At 68.6% G+C, this 17087-nt stretch carries 13 protein-coding genes; 8 read left to right on the top strand and 5 right to left on the bottom strand.

The features are described from left to right. Nucleotide 1: 1 nt before the first annotated feature. Nucleotides 2-406, bottom strand: a complete 405-nt coding sequence (locus ACZYYX_RS11745; protein WP_463814564.1) for a DoxX family protein — start codon at nucleotides 404-406, stop codon at nucleotides 2-4. 46 nt (nucleotides 407-452) lie between these two features. Here ACZYYX_RS11745 and ACZYYX_RS11750 point away from each other — a divergent pair, with 46 nt between their 5' ends. Together ACZYYX_RS11750 and nudC are read left to right on the top strand one after the other, a co-directional pair. Then, nucleotides 453-1547, top strand: a complete 1095-nt coding sequence (locus ACZYYX_RS11750) for a potassium channel family protein (RefSeq protein WP_463814565.1) — start codon at nucleotides 453-455, stop codon at nucleotides 1545-1547. An 82-nt stretch (nucleotides 1548-1629) separates the two neighbouring features. Then, nucleotides 1630-2556, top strand: coding sequence for an NAD(+) diphosphatase (gene nudC / locus ACZYYX_RS11755; RefSeq protein ID WP_463814566.1), 927 nt, complete (start codon nucleotides 1630-1632; stop codon nucleotides 2554-2556). A gap of 15 nt (nucleotides 2557-2571) precedes the next feature. On the opposite strand, the gene mrx1 is transcribed toward nudC, so the two are convergent. Further along, on the bottom strand, nucleotides 2572-2826 hold the full coding sequence (mrx1, locus tag ACZYYX_RS11760; protein ID WP_463814567.1) for a mycoredoxin Mrx1: 255 nt from the start codon (nucleotides 2824-2826) through the stop codon (nucleotides 2572-2574). Between the two features lie 81 nt (nucleotides 2827-2907). On the opposite strand from mrx1, the gene ACZYYX_RS11765 reads away from it, so the two are divergent. The 3 genes from ACZYYX_RS11765 (at nucleotide 2908) to ACZYYX_RS11775 (ending at nucleotide 5701) form a co-directional block, all read left to right on the top strand. After that, a complete protein-coding gene (locus ACZYYX_RS11765; protein ID WP_463814568.1) occupies nucleotides 2908-5010 on the top strand; it encodes an ATP-dependent DNA helicase UvrD2 in 2103 nt (700 codons plus the stop codon). 110 nt (nucleotides 5011-5120) lie between these two features. Continuing rightward, nucleotides 5121-5288 (top strand): hypothetical protein, encoded by a 168-nt coding sequence (locus tag ACZYYX_RS11770; protein WP_463814569.1) that lies wholly within the window; start codon nucleotides 5121-5123, stop codon nucleotides 5286-5288. 137 nt (nucleotides 5289-5425) lie between these two features. Beyond that, nucleotides 5426-5701 carry a WhiB family transcriptional regulator gene (locus ACZYYX_RS11775; RefSeq protein ID WP_463814570.1) on the top strand — a complete coding sequence of 92 codons (276 nt, stop codon included), beginning with the start codon at nucleotides 5426-5428 and terminating at the stop codon, nucleotides 5699-5701. Nucleotides 5702-5717: 16 nt separating this feature from the next. Here the strand turns inward: ACZYYX_RS11775 and ACZYYX_RS11780 are convergent, their stop codons facing one another. Genes ACZYYX_RS11780 through ACZYYX_RS11790 form a run of 3 tightly spaced genes read right to left on the bottom strand, consistent with a single transcriptional unit; the run spans nucleotide 5718 to nucleotide 9356 of the window. Continuing rightward, nucleotides 5718-7055, bottom strand: coding sequence for a macrolide-binding ATPase MABP-1 (locus ACZYYX_RS11780; protein ID WP_463814571.1), 1338 nt, complete (start codon nucleotides 7053-7055; stop codon nucleotides 5718-5720). Nucleotides 7056-7088: 33 nt separating this feature from the next. After that, nucleotides 7089-7919, bottom strand: coding sequence for a TOMM precursor leader peptide-binding protein (locus tag ACZYYX_RS11785; protein ID WP_463814572.1), 831 nt, complete (start codon nucleotides 7917-7919; stop codon nucleotides 7089-7091). 51 nt (nucleotides 7920-7970) lie between these two features. Further along, nucleotides 7971-9356: a zinc-dependent metalloprotease gene (locus ACZYYX_RS11790; protein ID WP_463814573.1), complete on the bottom strand. Its 1386-nt coding sequence runs from the start codon at nucleotides 9354-9356 to the stop codon at nucleotides 7971-7973. A gap of 89 nt (nucleotides 9357-9445) precedes the next feature. On the opposite strand from ACZYYX_RS11790, the gene ACZYYX_RS11795 reads away from it, so the two are divergent. The 3 genes from ACZYYX_RS11795 to ACZYYX_RS11805 all read left to right on the top strand — a co-directional run bounded on the left by ACZYYX_RS11795 (nucleotide 9446) and on the right by ACZYYX_RS11805 (nucleotide 17052). Then, nucleotides 9446-10468, top strand: coding sequence for a YlbL family protein (locus ACZYYX_RS11795; protein WP_463814574.1), 1023 nt, complete (start codon nucleotides 9446-9448; stop codon nucleotides 10466-10468). A gap of 71 nt (nucleotides 10469-10539) precedes the next feature. Beyond that, nucleotides 10540-13554, top strand: coding sequence for a UPF0182 family protein (locus tag ACZYYX_RS11800; RefSeq protein ID WP_463814575.1), 3015 nt, complete (start codon nucleotides 10540-10542; stop codon nucleotides 13552-13554). Nucleotides 13555-13566: 12 nt separating this feature from the next. After that, a complete protein-coding gene (locus ACZYYX_RS11805) occupies nucleotides 13567-17052 on the top strand; it encodes a BTAD domain-containing putative transcriptional regulator (protein ID WP_463814576.1) in 3486 nt (1161 codons plus the stop codon). The last annotated feature ends 35 nt before the right edge of the window (nucleotides 17053-17087 follow it).

A 17087-nucleotide genomic window follows, 5' to 3' on the forward strand; every position in this document is an offset into this window, starting at 1 on the left:
GTCAGCTCTCTCGGTACACCTTGAGTGCCTGGCTGATCATCGGCCACTGCAGCGGCAGCCGAGCGATCGAGATCAGCCGCATCGGCAGCGACTTGCTGGGGTCCTTGAACCACAACCGACACATGTTCACATTCCCGGGCAGGACGCCGATGAACAACGCGATGGCGCTGAGCGCGCCGAAACGGCGGGTCGCGGGTGTCACCAGAAGGGTGCCCACGCCGACCTCGGCCACGCCGGAGGCCAACGTGTAGAACCGCTGCGTGCCGGGCAGTTCCTCGGGAACGATCGAGTCGAACGGCTTGGGAACCACGAAGTGCAGAATTCCCATTCCGATCAGCCAGATGCCCATTTTGGTACCGCGTGAAGACGACGCGAGCTGCTGCACTGCAGCGGGGGAGGAGGTCATGATTACATTGTGCTGGTGCGACAGCCTCACACCGTGACTGGCCCCCGTGGCTGAGGGTTCGCTGCGTCGACGCCTCCGTCGGTTCGATCAATCGCTTGCCGATCAGCCGGTGCATGCGCTGACCGACCGGGTGCAGATCCCCACCACGCTGGTCAGCCCGGCTCGGCGCATCACTGTCCGGGTCATCTACGCGCTCACCGCGCTCTTCGCCGCGGTCTTCATCGTCTACCTGGACCGCCACGGCTATCGCGATGTCGAGAGCGCGCCCAACCCCGATGACCCGCTGTCCTTCCTGGACTGCGTCTACTACGCCACGGTGTCGCTGTCGACCACCGGCTACGGCGACATCACCCCTGTGACGCCCTCGGCGCGTCTGATCAACGTCCTGGTGATCACCCCGCTGCGCGTCGCCTTCCTGATCGTGCTGATCGGCACCACCGTCGAGACGCTCACCACGCAGTCGCGCCAGGTCTACCAAATCCAGCGCTGGAGGAGCAGAGTGCGCAACCACATCATCATCGTCGGCTACGGCACCAAGGGCCGCACCGCCGCCGCGGCGATGGTCGGCGACGAGGTCGCGCCCGCCGACATCGTCGTCGTGGACGAGGACCCCGCCGCGCTGGAACGGGCCAAGAGCGCGGGGCTGGTCACGGTTCGCGGTTCCGCCACCGATTCCGAGGTGCTGCGGCTGGCCAGCGCGCAGCACGCCAAGTCGATCATCGTGGCCACCAACCGCGACGACACCGCGGTCCTCGTCACCCTCACTGCGCGCGAGTTGGCGCCCAACGCCAAGATCATCGCCGCGGTCCGCGAAGCGGAGAACCAGCATCTGCTCAAGCAGTCCGGGGCCGACTCCACGGTCGTCACCTCCGAGACGGCGGGCCGGTTGCTCGGCATCGCGGTGCAGACGCCGAGTGTCGTCGAGGTGATGGAGGACCTGCTGACCCCCGACGAGGGGTTCGCGATCGCCGAGCGGGAGGTGACGCCCAAGGAGGCGGGCGGTTCGCCGCGGCACCAGTCCGACATCGTGCTCGGTGTGGTGCGGGGTGGCACGCTGATCCGCGTGGACGACCCGAAGGTCGATGCGCTCGAACTCGGCGATCGACTGCTCTACATCCGTTCCGCGGACGCCGAACGATGACCCGCACCCCACATACGCCCAAACCGACGTTTGGGCGAGAAAGTGCGAGACGTTTCCGCCATTACGTCGAGTTGGGGACCCGGTGACGAGCTTCCGCCTACGCAACATCCCGCTGCTGTCCCGGGTGGGCGCCGACCGCGCCGACACGCTGCGCACCGACGTCGACGCAGCCGTCGCCGGCTGGGCCGACGCACTGCTACTGCGCGTGGATCGACGCAACCAGGTGTTGATCGCCGACGGCAAGGCAGTCCTGAACCGCGCCACCGACGCCGCAGGCGCGCCGCCCGAGGACGCCGTGTTCCTCGGTCGGCTCGACGACGGCCGCCACGTGTGGGCGGTGCGCTCCGAACTGCAACCCCCCGACGACCCGGACGCCGACGTCCATGTGCTCGACCTGCGCCGCACCGGAGACGTGTTCGACGACGTGAGCGCTCAGCTGACCGCGACCGCAACAGCGCTGCTCAACTGGCACGACAGCGCCCGGTTCAGTCCGGTCGACGGCTCACCCACCAAAGCCACGAAGGCGGGCTGGTCGAGGGTCAACACCATCACCGGTCAGGAGGAGTTCCCGCGCATCGACCCGGCGGTGATCTGCCTCGTGCACGACGGACACGACCGCGCGGTGCTGGCGCGCCAGACCGTGTGGCCGCCGCGGCTGTTCTCGATCCTCGCGGGCTTCGTCGAGGCCGGTGAATCGTTCGAATCGTGTGTGGCCCGCGAGATCGCCGAGGAGGTCGGTCTCTCGGTCACCAACGTCGAGTATCTGGGCTCTCAGCCGTGGCCGTTTCCGCGCTCGCTGATGGTGGGCTTCCACGCACAGGCGGATCCCGAGCAGCCGTTCGCGTTCAACGACGGCGAGATCGCCGAAGCGGACTGGTTCACCCGCGCCGAGATTCGCGAGGCGCTGGATCAGGGGGACTGGAGTTCGCAGAGCAGTTCGCGGCTGCTGCTGCCGGGCTCCATCTCGATCGCCCGGGAGATCATCGAATCCTGGGCTGCCCTGGACTGACCCCGGCCCGAGGGCTCAGCCGGCGAGCTTCGCCTTGACCTGCGCGCCACTGGGGTTGGTCAGCGTCGAGCCGTCGGCGAACTTCAGCGTCGGCACCACGTGGTTACCGTTGTTGACCGATCCGACGAACTCCGCGGCGGCCGGGTCCTCTTCGATGTTGACCTCGGTGAACGAGATGCCTTCGTTCTTCAGCACCTTCTTCAGGCGCACGCAGTACCCACACCACGACGTCGTGTACATGGTCACCGCAGCAGTGTCGTCAGCGCTCATAAGCACTTCAACGTAGCCGACCCGGCGAACATGCCCCGCCGCAGCCCGCGTTTGTCGGGCCGCGCTGACATGATGGTCGCCATGTCCCCGACGGCTTCGCGCGACCAGCTGCTCGAGGATCTCGACGAGGAGCAGCGCGAGGCGGTGCTCGCCCCACGGGGCCCGGTGTGCGTGCTCGCCGGCGCAGGCACCGGCAAGACCCGCACGATCACCCGGCGCATCGCGCATCTGGTGACGGCCGGGCATGTCGCCCCAGGGCAGGTGCTTGCGGTGACGTTCACCCAGCGCGCGGCGGGGGAGATGCGCGCCCGGTTGCGCACGCTCGACGACGGGACCGGGACCGGGGGCGTGCAGGCGCAGACCTTCCACGCCGCCGCGCGCCGCCAGCTCGCCTATTTCTGGCCCCGCGTCGTCGGCAGCACCGACTGGCAGTTGCTCGACTCGAAGTTCGCCGTCGTCGCCCAGGCCGCCAATCGCACCGGGCTGCCCACCGGCACCGACAACGTGCGCGACCTGGCGGGCGAGATCGAGTGGGCGAAGGCGTCGTTGATCAGCCCCGAGGACTACGCGGCGACGGTCGCCCGGTCCGGGCGCGACATTCCGTTCGACGCAGCGAAAGTCGCCGCCGCCTATGCCGGCTACGAATCGCTCAAGGCCCGCGGCAACGACCTGATGCTTCTCGACTTCGACGACCTGCTGCTACACACGGCCGCCGCCATCGAGAACGACGCCGCGGTGGCCCAAGAGTTCCGCGATCGCTACCGCTGCTTCGTCGTCGACGAGTACCAGGACGTGACGCCGTTGCAGCAGCGGGTGCTCGACGCGTGGCTCGGCAATCGCGACGATCTGACCGTCGTCGGCGATGCCAACCAGACCATCTACTCGTTCACCGGCGCTTCGCCCCGCTATCTGCTGGATTTCTCGCGGCGCTTCCCGGAGGCCACCGTGGTCCGGTTGGAGCGCGACTACAGGTCCACGCCGCAGGTGGTGTCGTTGGCCAACCGGGTCATCGCCGCGGCCCGTGGCCGGATGGCGGGCAGCCGGCTGCATCTGGTCGGACAGCGCCCCCCTGGCCCGAACCCGACCTTCGCCGAGCATCCCGACGAGGTCGCCGAGGCCACCGCGGTCGCACGCAGCGTGAAGCGGCTCGTCGAATCCGGTACCGCGCCAGCCGAGATCGCGGTCCTGTACCGCATCAACGCGCAGTCGGAGGTCTACGAGGAGGCGCTCACCGAGGCCGGTGTGCCGTTCCAGGTGCGCGGTGGCGAGGGCTTCTTCAGTCGCCAGGAGGTCCGCCAGGCGCTCGTGGCGTTGCAGCGTGCCGGCGAGCGGGACGTCGACGGTCCACTGCCCGACCTCGTCCGCGCCGCCCTCGAGCCGCTCGGCCTGACAGCTGAACCGCCGGCCGGCACCCGCGCGCGTGATCGCTGGGAAGCGTTGTCCGCCTTGGCCGATCTCGTCGACGACGAGGTGGCGCAGCGTCCGCAGCTCGACCTGCGCACGCTGCTGACCGAGCTGCGGCAGCGCGCCGACTCGCGCCATCCACCGGTGGTGCAGGGCGTCACGCTCGCCTCGCTGCACGCCGCCAAAGGCTTGGAGTGGGATGCGGTGTTCCTCGTCGGCCTCGCCGACGGCACCCTGCCGATCTCCCACGCGCTGTCCCACGGTCCCGACAGTGAACAGGTCGAGGAGGAGCGTCGTCTCTTCTACGTCGGAATCACCAGGGCCCGTGTGCATTTGGCGCTGAGTTGGGCGCTGGCGCGCACGCCCGGCGGGCGGCAGGGGCGTAAACCGTCACGCTTCCTCAACGGCATCGCCCCGCAGTCGCAGCGTGAGGACGGCCCCAGCAGGCCGCGCAAACCTCGTGGCCCCGCGCCGCGCTGCCGGGTGTGCAACACCCCGCTGACCGCCTCGGCCGCGATCATGCTCCGCCGCTGCGAATCCTGTCCGTCCGATATCGACGAGCAGTTGCTCGCGCAGCTCAAGGACTGGCGCCTACGTATCTCGAAAGAGATGAGCGTGCCGGCGTTCGTGGTGTTCACCGACAACACGCTGATCGCGATCGCCGAGACGCTCCCCACCGACGACGCCGCGCTCGTCGCGATCCCCGGAATCGGCGCCCGCAAGCTGGAGCAGTACGGCGCTGACGTGCTCGCGTTGGTCAAAGAGCGCCAGAAAACGTAAAGATCGCGCCAAAAGCGCTGGTCAAAAATGTGTTGAAAGTATTTCCTGCTACCGTCTAGCCTCAGAGCAACACACGAACGTTCCGCGTGCGAAAGGAGGGTGCCGTCATCATGATCAGCAATCACATGTTCTATGCCGTAGCCGGCACCCCGTGGTTCCCGCGCGCCATTGCCGAGGTGCATTCCGCACCCGCTGCTGTCGCCGCCACCGCTGCCGCCGCGCGCAAGCGCCGCGCCGCCGCCGGCACGGCTGCCGCGTCCGTGAGGGGCTTCTCCTAGACAGAGCCTCGACCGCCTCCCCAAGGCCACGGACCCGACACCGGATCCGTGGCCTTCGTCTTTTGACAGACCTGGTCACCGATCCCCGACAGAGCACAAGACAAGACGAAAACGACCAGGAAGCGAAAGGACCGGACATGTCTTCCCTGACATGTGAGAGATCGAAGCTGGCGGTGCCGTGTCATGTCGAGGACCCCGACCTGTGGTTCGCCGAGGACCCGCGCGATCTCGAACGCGCCAAGGCGCTGTGCGGAGACTGCCCATTCCGGCGGGAGTGCCTGACTGCGGCGCTGGAACGGCAAGAGCCGTGGGGCGTGTGGGGCGGCGAGATCTTCGACCGCGGCACGGTCATCGCCCGCAAACGGCCGCGGGGCCGTCCGCGCAAGGACGCCAAGGATCCCGTGGCGGCGTGATCGCCTGACCCCGGCGCTACACCGCGTCGGGGTCGGCGAAGCCGGGCACCGTACGTTCGGCGATGGCGCGGGTCGGCACGTGGGCGTCGAGCTGGCAGGAGATCGCCACGATGGAGGCGATGACGCGCATCGGGATGGCCAGCTTCGGTGGGATGTCCATCTGGCGGGCGGCCCTGATCTGGCCCGCTGCCTTGTCGAGTTCCAGAGTTGTCATGCGCTGCAACCACTTTCGGGTGTAGTGGAACTCGGGAACCTCCAGCGGTTCGACGTACTGCTTGAGCATGTCGTCGATCTCGCGGGTGGACACCTGCTGTCCCTTTTGGATGAAGCCGGCCTTCTCCATCGTGGGCAGCAGTTTCTCGTAGTTCTTGTCCAGCGCGTAGCGCATGATCTGGCCCAGCTCCACCGGCCAGCCGCCCGGCATCGGGGCGACCGCGCCGAAGTCGATGACGCCCATCTTCTCGTCGGGCATGAGCATGAAGTTGCCGGGGTGGGCGTCGCCGTGCACCATCTCGAGCCGCGTCGGTGCGTCGTTGGAGAACTCGAAGAGCCTGGTGGCCATCAGATCCCGCTGCTCTTGGGTGCCCTCGCGGATGATCTGCGACAGCGGGATGCCCTCGATCCATTCCTGGATCACGACTTTGGGGGCGCTGGCCACCACGTTGGGCACGACGAAGTGCGGATCGCCGGCGTAGGCCTTGGCGAACGCACGCTGGTTGTCGGCTTCGAGCCGGTAGTCCAACTCCATCTCGGTGCGTTCGATCAGCTCGTCGACGACGCCCTGGACATCGGCGCCGGGGCTGAGCTGTTTGAGGACGCCCACCATCCGCTGCATGGTTTTCAGGTCGGCGCGCAGCGCCTCGTCGGCGCCCGGGTACTGGATCTTGACCGCGACGTCGCGCCCGTCACCCCAGACAGCCTTGTGTACCTGGCCGATGCTGGCCGAGGCCACCGACTTGTCGTCGAACGATTGGAAGCGGTCCCGCCACTTGGTGCCCAGCTGCTGGTCGAGGACCCGGTGCACCTTTGCTGCGGGCAGCGGCGGAGCCTCGCGCTGCAGCTTGGTCAGCGCCTCGCGGTAGGGCTTGCCGTACTGCTCGGGGATGGCGGCTTCCATCACCGACAGGGCCTGGCCGACTTTCATCGCGCCGCCCTTGAGTTCGCCCAGCACCGTGAACAATTGCTGGGCGGCCTTGTCCATCAGCTCGGCGTTCACTTCGTCCCTGGACTTGCCGGTCAGCCGTTTGCCGAAGCCCAGCGCTGCACGCCCGGCCATGCCCACCGGCAACGAGGCCAGCTTGGCGTTGCGCGCGGCGCGGCCCCGCTTGATGTCGCTCACCAGTCCATCATCCACGACCCAGCTGAACTTCCAACCGGATAATGCCGCTCAGCACGGGCAGTCGGGGTGCTGGGACCATCGGCGCGCGGTGACGGTGCCGGTGTTCAGGTCGAATTCGAGCGTGGTGTCGACGGTCGCCGGGGGCGGAGCGGCGGGTCCGCCGTCGGTGTGGACGAGGCGCAGGATGTGGGCGATCTCGCGCAACGCCAGCCCCGCGGTAGCCAGCACGGTGGCGCGGTCGGCGGTGCCGACGGTGCGGGTCAGCTGGGTGGCGACGGCCGCCCAGGCGGGATCTTTGTCGCTGCGGTGCAGGTCAGCGCATCGCAGGCAGCTGGTTGCGCCGGGGATGACGAGAGGGCCGATGAGGCCGGTGCCGTCGCGGACGCGCACCGCGAGGTGGGGGACACCGGCGTCGTGCAGCTCGCGCGCTACCCGGGGGTCGGCGACCAGGTAGTCGGTGAGCACGGCGAGGTCGGCGCCGGCGGCCGACGCGTGGGCCCTGCTGCTGGAGCTGACGCGGACGCCGGAGCCGGCGAGCGTGGAGGCGATCAGGTCCGTCAGCGGTCCGTCACCGTGGACGCGGACCGACGCCGAGCGGCTGGGTGGCGGTGGTGCGGCGGTCAGGACGCCGGAGTCGACGAGGTGGGTGATCAGGTCGGTGACCACGGCGGCGTCGGCGCCGCGGCCAGCGGCCAGTACCTGCAGTTCGGGCAGAGTCGCGGCGGCTTGCAGTGCTCGCAGCAGCTCAGCGAGGACACCGGTGGCCAGGCCGGGCGGTGGGTGTACGACGACGGCGCGCCGGGGGTCCCAGCCGACCTGCACGGTGCCGTCGGGGCGGGACAGCACTGGGGTGGCGGAGTCCAGGGCGTAGCGCGTCATGCGACGACACTGACACGCCCGTCACGCGCCGAGCCGAGTTATCCACAGCCCTCAGGCGTCGCGCGGCGGGTCCTGAGCTCCGTCGCCACCGTCCTCGTTGGCGGCGTCGCCCTCGGTGAGTGCGGCTTCGATCGCGCTGTCGAGGTCGCTGGTGTCCCCGCCGATCACGCGGTCGATGAAGGCCGCCGGCTCGTCGAGATCGGCGGAGTCGGGGAGCAGATCGGGGTGCGCCCACACGCCGTCGCGGGCGTCGGCCCCGACGGCGTCGGTCAGCTTCTCCCACAGCGCGGCCGCCTCCCGCATCTTGCGGGGCCGCAGCTCGAGGCCGACCAGCGTCGCGAACGTCTGCTCGGCCGGCCCGCCGCTGGCCCGGCGCCGTCGCAACATCTCCGACAGCGCGACCGTGCCGGGGATGCGATCACCCAGGGCGTTGGACACCACGGTCTGCACCCACCCCTCGATCAGGGCGAGCAATGTCTCGAGCCGTTCCAGCGCGGCGGTCTGCTCCGGTGTGGCCTTGGGTTCGAAGATGCCCTGGTTGAGCAGTTGTTCCATCTGCGACGGGTCGGTCAGCGATGCCGGGTTGAAGTCGCGGGCGAACTCTTCGATGCCGCTCATGTCGATCTTGGTGCCCTTGGCGAACGCCTCGACGGCGTTGAGCAGCTGCGTCGAGAGCCAGGGGACATGGCTGAACAGCCGGTGGTGGGCGGCTTCCCGCGCGGCCAGGAACGTGACGACCTCGCTCCGCGGTTGCTCGAGTCCGGCGGCCAGTGCCTCGATGGCCTCGGGCATCAGCGCCGCGACACCGGAGGGGCCGAGCGGGAGGCCGATGTCGGTGGAGGTCAGCACCTCTTTCGACAGCGTGCCCAGCGCCTGGCCCAGCTGGGAGCCGAAGGCCATGCCGCTCATCTGCGACATCATCGCCATCAGTGGGCCGGCCATCGCCTGGGCTTCTTCGGGCAGAGCCTGCGCCCACACCGTCGAGAGCTGCTGGGCGACGGGATCGCACAGCCGTTTCCACGTCGGCATCGTGTTGTCGATCCAGTCGGTCGGTGTCCAGGCCACCGTCCGGGTGGTGCCGGCCGGCAGCGGCGTGACGCCGTCGAGCCAGGTCTCGGCGAGCCGCACCGCGTCGCTCAGCGCCGAGGTGGTCTGTTCGGAGACGGGGGCGACGAAGCCGATCGAGTTCGACGCGAGCTGCCGCGCGAGGTCGTAGTTCACCGGGCCGCCGCCGGACTTCGCGGTGCCGCTGAACATCTCGCCGAGCTGGGAGAAAATCTGCCCGAGCTGAGACATGTCGAATTGGCCGCCGGGGAACGCGCCGCCGAACGGATCGCCGGGGCCGCCGTTGGAACCCGAGCCCGAGCCGGGGTCCTTCTTGCTCTTGTCGCGCTCAGGATCGTCCCCGGGGGAGAAGCCGAAAGGCAGGTCAGCCATGCCCCCAACGGTACTCATCGCGGCGCGTCGATGCGGGCACGCGGGTCACGCTGAGAGTGAACCTGCCGGTGGCCTCTACTGTGAACGGCGTGAACAGGCGGATTGCCACCTTGATCGTGGCGCTCGTGCCGATCATCGCGTTCGGTGTGCTCGCGACGACGGTGACGGTGCCCTACGTCGCGCTCGGGCCCGGGCCGACGTTCAACACGCTCGGCGAGGTGGACGGCAAGGAAGTCGTCGACATCGAGGGAACCGACGTCAAGCCCACCAGCGGGCACCTCAACATGACCACGGTCTCGCAGATGGACGGGCTGACACTGGGGCAGGCGTTGATCTTCTGGGCCTCGGGGCGCGATCAGTTGATCCCGCGCGAACTCGTCTATCCGCCCGACAAGTCGCGCGAGGAGATCGACGAGGCGAACACCACCGATTTCCGGAACTCCGAGGACAGCGCCGAGTACGCCGCGCTGTCCTACCTGAAGTACCCGATGGCTATCACCGTGCAGAGCATCGACGAGAAGGGTCCGTCGAAGGGCAAGCTGCAGGCCGGCGACGCGATCGACGCGGTGAACAACACCCCGGTGGCCAACCTCGACGAGTTCAGCAAGATCGTGCAGGCGACCAAACCGGGGCAGAAGGTCGTCGTGGACTACCGGCGCAAGAACGAGCCTGCCGGCATCGCCGAGATCACGCTGGGCTCGCGGCCGGACCGTCCGCACGGTGTCCTCGGGGTCAATGTGCTCGACGCGCCGTGGGCCCCGTTTTCCATCGACTTCAACCTGGCCAACATCGGCGGACCGTCTGCGGGCCTGATGTTCAGCCTTGCGGTGGTCGACAAACTGACGACCGGTGACCTCAACGACGGGAAGTTCGTAGCCGGCACCGGCACCATCACCGGCGACGGCGAGGTCGGCCCCATCGGCGGCATCACGCACAAGATCACCGCGGCCAAGGACGCCGGCGCGTCGGTCTTCCTGGTGCCCGCCGACAACTGCGACGAGGCGACGTCTGCTGACGAGAAGGGCATCGAGCTGATCAAGGTGGACACCCTGACGCATGCCATCGACGGGCTGCGGACGCTTTCCGCTGGTGGCGAACCTCCTCGTTGCTGAGACGGGTCGATGATCTCGATCAGTAGAGTGACTGGACAAACGCTGGGAACATCCGAGAGTGGAGTAGTCGAGTGAGTATGCGGCCGGCCGCGCGAATGCCGAAGCTGACGCGGCGAAGCAGGATTCTGATCGCCATCTCTCTGGTGGTTGTCCTGCTGTTGCTGATCGGGCCCCGGCTGGTCGACGCCTACGTCGACTGGCTCTGGTTCGGCGAACTCGGCTACCGGTCGGTGTTCACCACGCAGATCGTCACTCGTCTGCTCATCTTCCTGGTGGTCGGGTTGGTGATCGGCGCGGTCGTGTTCGCCGCGCTGGCGCTGGCCTACCGCACCCGCCCGGTGTTCGTGCCGACGGCGGGCCCCAACGATCCGATCGCGCGGTATCGCACCGCGGTGATGTCGCGCCTGCGTCTCATCGGTTTCGGGGTGCCCGCGTTCATCGGTCTGCTGTCGGGCTTCGTCGCGCAGAGCTACTGGGAGCAGGTTCAGCTGTTCCTGCACGGCGGCGCGTTCGGGGTCGCCGATCCGCAGTTCGGCATCGACCTCGGTTTCTATGCGTTCGACCTGCCGTTCTACCGGCTGGTGCTGTCCTACCTGTTCGTCGCGACCTTCCTGGCTTTCATCGCGAACCTGTTGGGGCACTACCTGTTCGGCGGGATTCGACTGTCGGGCCGCACCGGCGCACTGTCCCGCGCGGCGCGCATCCAGCTGATCACGCTGATCGGCGTCCTGATGCTCCTCAAGGCGGTGGCCTACTGGTTCGACCGCTACGAGCTGCTCAGCCACACCCGCGGCGGTAAACCCTTCACCGGGGCCGGCTACACCGACATCAACGCGGTGCTGCCCGCCAAGCTGATCCTGATGGCGATCGCGGTGATCTGTGCCGCCGCGGTGTTCTCCGCGATCGTGCTGAGAGATCTGCGTATCCCGGCGATCGGCGTGGTGCTGCTGCTGCTGTCGTCTCTGATCGTGGGCGCGGGCTGGCCGCTGGTGGTCGAGCAGATCAGCGTGCGGCCCAATGCCGCACAGAAGGAAAGCGAATACATCAGTCGCAGTATCGCCGCCACCCGGCAGGCGTACGGCCTGCAGGAGGACACGGTCACCTACCGCGACTACCCGGGTAACGCACCGGCCACCGCGCAGCAGGTCGCGGCCGACCGCGCCACGACGTCCAACATCCGCGTGCTGGACCCGAACATCGTCGCCCCGGCGTTCACGCAGTTCCAGCAGGGCAAGAACTTCTACTTCTTCTCCGATCAGCTCAACATGGACCGCTATCCCGATGCCGACGGCAACCTGCGGGACTACGTGGTGGCCGCCCGCGAGCTCAATCCGGACCGGTTGATCGACAACCAGCGCGACTGGATCAACCGGCACACCGTGTTCACCCACGGCAACGGCTTCATCGCGTCACCGGCCAACACGGTGCGCGGCGTGGCCAATGACCCCAACCAGAACGGCGGCTACCCGGAGTTCCTCGCCAGCGTGGTCGGCGCCAACGGTGAGGTGGTCTCGCCCGGACCGGCACCGCTGGATCAGCCGCGGATCTACTTCGGCCCGGTGATCGCCAGCACCGCGGACGACTACGCGATCGTCGGCAAGAACGGCGCCGACCGCGAGTACGACTACGAGACCAACACCGACACGCGCAACTACACCTACACCGGTGCCGGCGGCGTGCCGCTGGGGAACTGGTTCAACCGCAGCGTGTTCGCCGCGAAGTTCGCCGAACGGAACTTCCTGTTCTCCAACGTCATCAACAACAACAGCAAGATCCTGTTCAAGCGCGATCCGTCCGAGCGCGTCAAGGCTGTCGCGCCGTGGCTGACCACCGACACCGCGACCTACCCGGCGATCGTCAACAAGCGGATGGTGTGGATCGTCGACGGCTACACCACGTTGGACAACTACCCGTATTCGGAGTTGACGTCGCTGTCCTCGCTGACCACCGACTCCAACGAGGTGGCGCTGAACCGGCTGCAGCCGGACAAGCAGGTGTCCTACATCCGCAACTCGGTCAAGGCCACCGTCGACGCCTACGACGGCACGGTCACGCTGTACGCGCAGGACGAGTCCGATCCGGTGCTGCAGGCGTGGGAGAAGGTCTTCCCGGGCACGATCAAGCCGAAGAGTGAGATCAGTCCGGAACTGCAGGAGCACCTGCGCTACCCCGAGGACCTGTTCAAGGTGCAGCGGGCGCTGCTCGCCAAGTACCACGTCGACGATCCGGTGACGTTCTTCTCGACGTCGGACTTCTGGGACGTGCCTCTCGATCCGAACCCGACCGCGAGCAGTTACCAGCCGCCGTATTACATCGTCGCGAAAAACCTTGCTGAGAACAATAATTCGACATCGTTCCAGTTGACGAGTGCGATGAACCGGTTCCGACGTGACTTCCTGGCGGCTTACATCAGCGCCAGTTCCGATCCCGACACGTACGGCAAGATCACGGTGCTGACGATTCCGGGTCAGGTGAACGGCCCGAAGCTGGCGTTCAACGCGATCAGTACCGACACCGCGGTCAGCCAGGACCTGGGTGTCATCGGCCGCGACAACCAGAACCGCATCAGGTGGGGCAATCTGTTGACGCTGCCTCTGGGGCAGGGCGGATTGCTCTATGTGGCACCGGTGTACGCCTCGCCGGGTGCCAGCGATGCAGCGTCGTCCTACCCGCGTCTGATTCGTGTGGCGATGATGTACAACGACAAGATCGGCTACGGCCCGACGGTGCGTGACGCCCTGACCGATCTGTTCGGTCCGGGTGCCGACGCCACCGCCACAGGTCCGGCACCGACGGGGGACAGCCCCGCGGCACAACCACAGACGCGCCCGCAGACGGGTCAGCCACCGGCCGCCGCGCCGCCCAATCAGCCGGGTCAGGCTCCGCAGAACCGGCCGGAGGTCCCGGTGGCCGTGCCGCCCACCGGCCCGACGCAGCTCTCCGCGGCGAAATCGGCTGCGCTGGAACAGGTCAACACCGCCCTGGACGCACTCCAGGAGGCGCAGCGCAGTGGTGATTTCGCGAGGTACGGCGAGGCGCTGCAACGCCTCGACGACGCGGTGAGCGAATACAAGTCGGCCCCGTAACCCACTGGGCCGGTGCAGTATCGGTTGCTCGGCCCCCTCGAGGTGGCCGACGGGAACACCCCGGTGGACATCGGTCCACCCAAGCAACGGGTGGTCCTGGCGATGCTGGCGCTGGCCGCAGGCCGGGTGGTCTCGGTGGACCGGCTCGTCGACGCGGTGTGGGGAGATGATGTCCCGGCCAGTGCGACGGCGAGCCTGCAGGCCTATGTCTCGAACCTCCGGCGGGCTCTGCGTGGCGGGTCGGCCGAGACGCAGATGGCCACCTCAGTGTCGCAGCCGATCGTGCGTCGTCCCCCCGGGTACGTCCTCGACGTCGATCCGAACAGCATCGACCTCGCGGTCTTCACGGGTGCCTGCCACCGGGCCGGTGCCGCGATCGAGGCAGAGGACTGGGAGACGGCGGCCGCGGCCGCTGATTCCGCACTGGGGCTGATCCGCGGCAACCTGCTCGACGACATGGCCGACGCACCGTGGCTGCGCGACGAGGCCGCACGGTTCGCCGAAACGCGGATCGAGTGCATCGCCAACAGGGTGGTCGCGCTGCTCGCGCTCGGCAGGGTGGGGGCTGCGGTGACCGAGTCGGCGGCTCTGCGGACTCTGGACCCGTTCGCCGATCGTGGATGCCGGCTGCAGATGCTCGCGCTGTACAGGGCTGGACGAACCGCCGACGCGCTGGACACGTATGCGCGCCACGCTCAGCGCCTCGAGGACGAGCTGGGGTTGGAGCCGGGACGCGAGCTGCGGGAGCTGCAGACCGCGGTGTTGCGCCAGGCGCCGGAGCTGGCGGGCTGGCCGCGCCCCGCGGAATGGACCGGCGCAGCGACGATTCCGGTGCCCGCACCGGCCACCCATGACGCTGCGCCGCCCACCGAGGTGCCCGCCCGGTCACCGCTGGTGGGTCGGCGTCGGGAACTGTCCCGCGCGGGTGAGTTGCTGTCCCGGGTGGCGGCGGGCGCGACGCGGTGGCTGGTGCTCTCGGGCCCGCCGGGGATCGGCAAGACGCGGTTGGCCGAAGAGGTCGGCGCGATGGCTGCGGCCGGCGGTGGTGACATGGTGTGGGTCAACTGCCCCGACGAGCGTGCCACTCCGCCGTGGTGGCCGATGCGTCAGCTGGTGCGCGCGCTGGGCGCCGACCCGGACGACGCGCTGCGGGTCCCTCCGCACGCCGACCCGGACACCGCGAGATTCCTTGTCTACGAGCGGGTTCAGTCGCTCCTGGAAGATGCGCCGCGACAGTTGACCGTGGTGGTCGACGACGTGCAGTGGGCCGACACCGCGTCGGCGAGCTGCCTGGCCTACATCGCCAGCGCGCTGCGGGATCGTCGCGTGTTGGTGGTGCTGACGGTGCGCGACGGGGAGCACGCCGCGGAAGTGGCGCGCCTGCTGAGCACGGTGGCGCGCGGCGATGACAACCGACACATCGCGGTTCCCGCGTTGTCGTCGGAAGACGTTGCGGCGCTGGCCAATGTGGTGGCTGAGGATCCCGTCACGGCCGACGAGGCCGCCGAGCTCGCCGCCCGCACGGGCGGCAATCCCTTTTTCGTCTCCGAGTATGCACGGTTGCCGCGGGATGAGCGGGCGGCCAACGAGATCCCCCGGGCCGTGCGGTCGGTGCTCGACCGCAGGCTCGCGGCTCTCGACCCGGCCGTGATAGCTGTACTGCGTACCGCCGCGGTGATCGGCGACGTGATCGACGCCTCCGCGGTCCCGGTGCTCGCCGCGGCAACAGGGCTGGACCTCGACACGCTCGCCGACCACCTCGACGAGGCGGCCGACGAGCGCATCGTCATCGCGGCGCACACCACCGATGGTTACGAGTTCGCCCACGGCCTGCTGCGCGATCAATTGCTTGCCGGAATCCCTGCCTTGCGTCGGCAACGGTTGCACGCCAAGGTCGCCGACGTCCTGGCCGACAGTTCCGAACCCGACGCACCCACCCGGCGGGCGCAGCATCTGATCGCCGCGCAGCCACTGGTGGAGCCGGCGGTCGTCGTGCGGGCCTGCCGATTGGCGGCCGAACAGGCGACGGCACAATGGAGTTCGGACATCGCCGCGCGGTGGTGGCAGGCAGCGCTGGACGCCTACGACCGGCTGCCTGCGTCGGCGCGTGACGACACCGAGCGTGACGCGCTGACCGTCGAACTGCTGGAAGCACATTCGCGTGCCGGGCGAGGGCAGTTGGTGCTCGACAGCGTGCAGCGGTCTCTCGGCGAGGCCGTGCGGGCGGGGCGTGCGGCGACGGCGGGCCGGGTGGCGAGCGCGCTGTTGCGGGCCAGCGGCGGGTGGCCGTGGCTGGCGCCGGGGCGTGATCCTGGTGAGCTGTTGGGTCTGCTGTCGCAGGCGGCTTCGCTGGCGGGCGACGACCCGGCTGCGGCGGCGCGGGTGCTGCCGGCGCTGGCCGTCGGGCACTGCTACCACCCCGACCCGGGGGTGGCCACCGATCTGCTGCAGCGCGCCGAGGAGGTGGCCGAACAGACCGGTGACATTGACGTTCTGGCCGACGTGCTCATCGGCCGGCTGATCACCTACTCCGGTGTGAGTTCGCTCAGCGAGCAGATCCTCACGTGGGTGCAGCAGCTGAAAGGTCTGCGGCACAGTCGCTCTCGCGAGGATGCGGTGATAGCCCACTCGGTGGCGACGATGGCGGCGATGTACCTGGGGGACATCGCGGGCACCCGGGCGCATCTGCGCGCGGGCATCGCGGGCAGCGAGGAGTTGCGGCTGCCGGTGCTGCGCGCCCAGCTGCGCTGGATGGAGGCGGTGCTGGCGATGTGGTCCGGTGACTTCGCCGAGGCGAAGCGCCACCACGCCACCGCAGCGCACGTGCACGAGCAGACCGAGCTGTACGAGGCCGGCAGCGGACTGCTGGCCTCGGCGTCGCTACTCCGTGAGACCGGGGAAGCGCTGGACCCGAGTTGGGCTGATCTGCGGGCCGACACCAAGACCGGCGGGCAGGGCATGGTCGGTGTGGTCCGCGCGGCGCTTCTGACCATGACTCCGACCCCGGGCGTGCGCATGGAGGCGACGGCCATGCTCGGCGAATGGTCTGACACCGCTGACCGGGGCCATATCTGGACCACGCTGGGGCATCAAACCCTTCTCGCGCATCTGGCGGCCGACCATGGTCTCGACGAATTCGCCGAACCCCTCCTCGAGCAGCTGACGCCGCACCGGGAGCGCATCGCGGTGATCGGACAGGTCGGCCTGGCCGGTCCGGTGGCGCTGGCGACGGCCCGGCTCCACGTCGCCCTCGGTGACGCTGGCAAGGCGCGGGCTGATCTGGCCACGGCGCGTGAGCTGGCCGAGCAGACCGGGGGAGTGCCCACGCTGCTGCGGTGCCGCCTGCTCGAGTGTGAGCTGATGGAAGAGTCGGCGCAGCGGGGGGAGACAGCGTCTGCCCTGGCCGTCGACGCCGAGCGCGCCGGCATGCACGGCGTCGCCAGATCCGCGAGACTCCTGTCCGGCGAGCGCGCGCGTCTGCACACTGACACGCCCTGACACCCGTGCACTCAGCGCGCGCTCAAGGCCAGCGA

It is taken from the genome of Mycobacterium sp. IDUB_1 (assembly GCF_055419625.1).

Bases quoted from the DNA above. Each gene is read 5' to 3' on its own strand.
- ACZYYX_RS11745 (WP_463814564.1), bottom strand. From the start codon at position 406: ATGACCTCCTCCCCCGCTGCAGTGCAGCAGCTCGCGTCGTCTTCACGC.
- mrx1 (WP_463814567.1), bottom strand. From the start codon at position 2,826: ATGAGCGCTGACGACACTGCTGCGGTGACCATGTACACGACGTCGTGG.
- ACZYYX_RS11765 (WP_463814568.1), top strand. From the start codon at position 2,908: ATGTCCCCGACGGCTTCGCGCGACCAGCTGCTCGAGGATCTCGACGAG.
- ACZYYX_RS11770 (WP_463814569.1), top strand. From the start codon at position 5,121: ATGATCAGCAATCACATGTTCTATGCCGTAGCCGGCACCCCGTGGTTC.
- ACZYYX_RS11775 (WP_463814570.1), top strand. From the start codon at position 5,426: ATGTCTTCCCTGACATGTGAGAGATCGAAGCTGGCGGTGCCGTGTCAT.
- ACZYYX_RS11785 (WP_463814572.1), bottom strand. From the start codon at position 7,919: ATGACGCGCTACGCCCTGGACTCCGCCACCCCAGTGCTGTCCCGCCCC.
- ACZYYX_RS11790 (WP_463814573.1), bottom strand. From the start codon at position 9,356: ATGGCTGACCTGCCTTTCGGCTTCTCCCCCGGGGACGATCCTGAGCGC.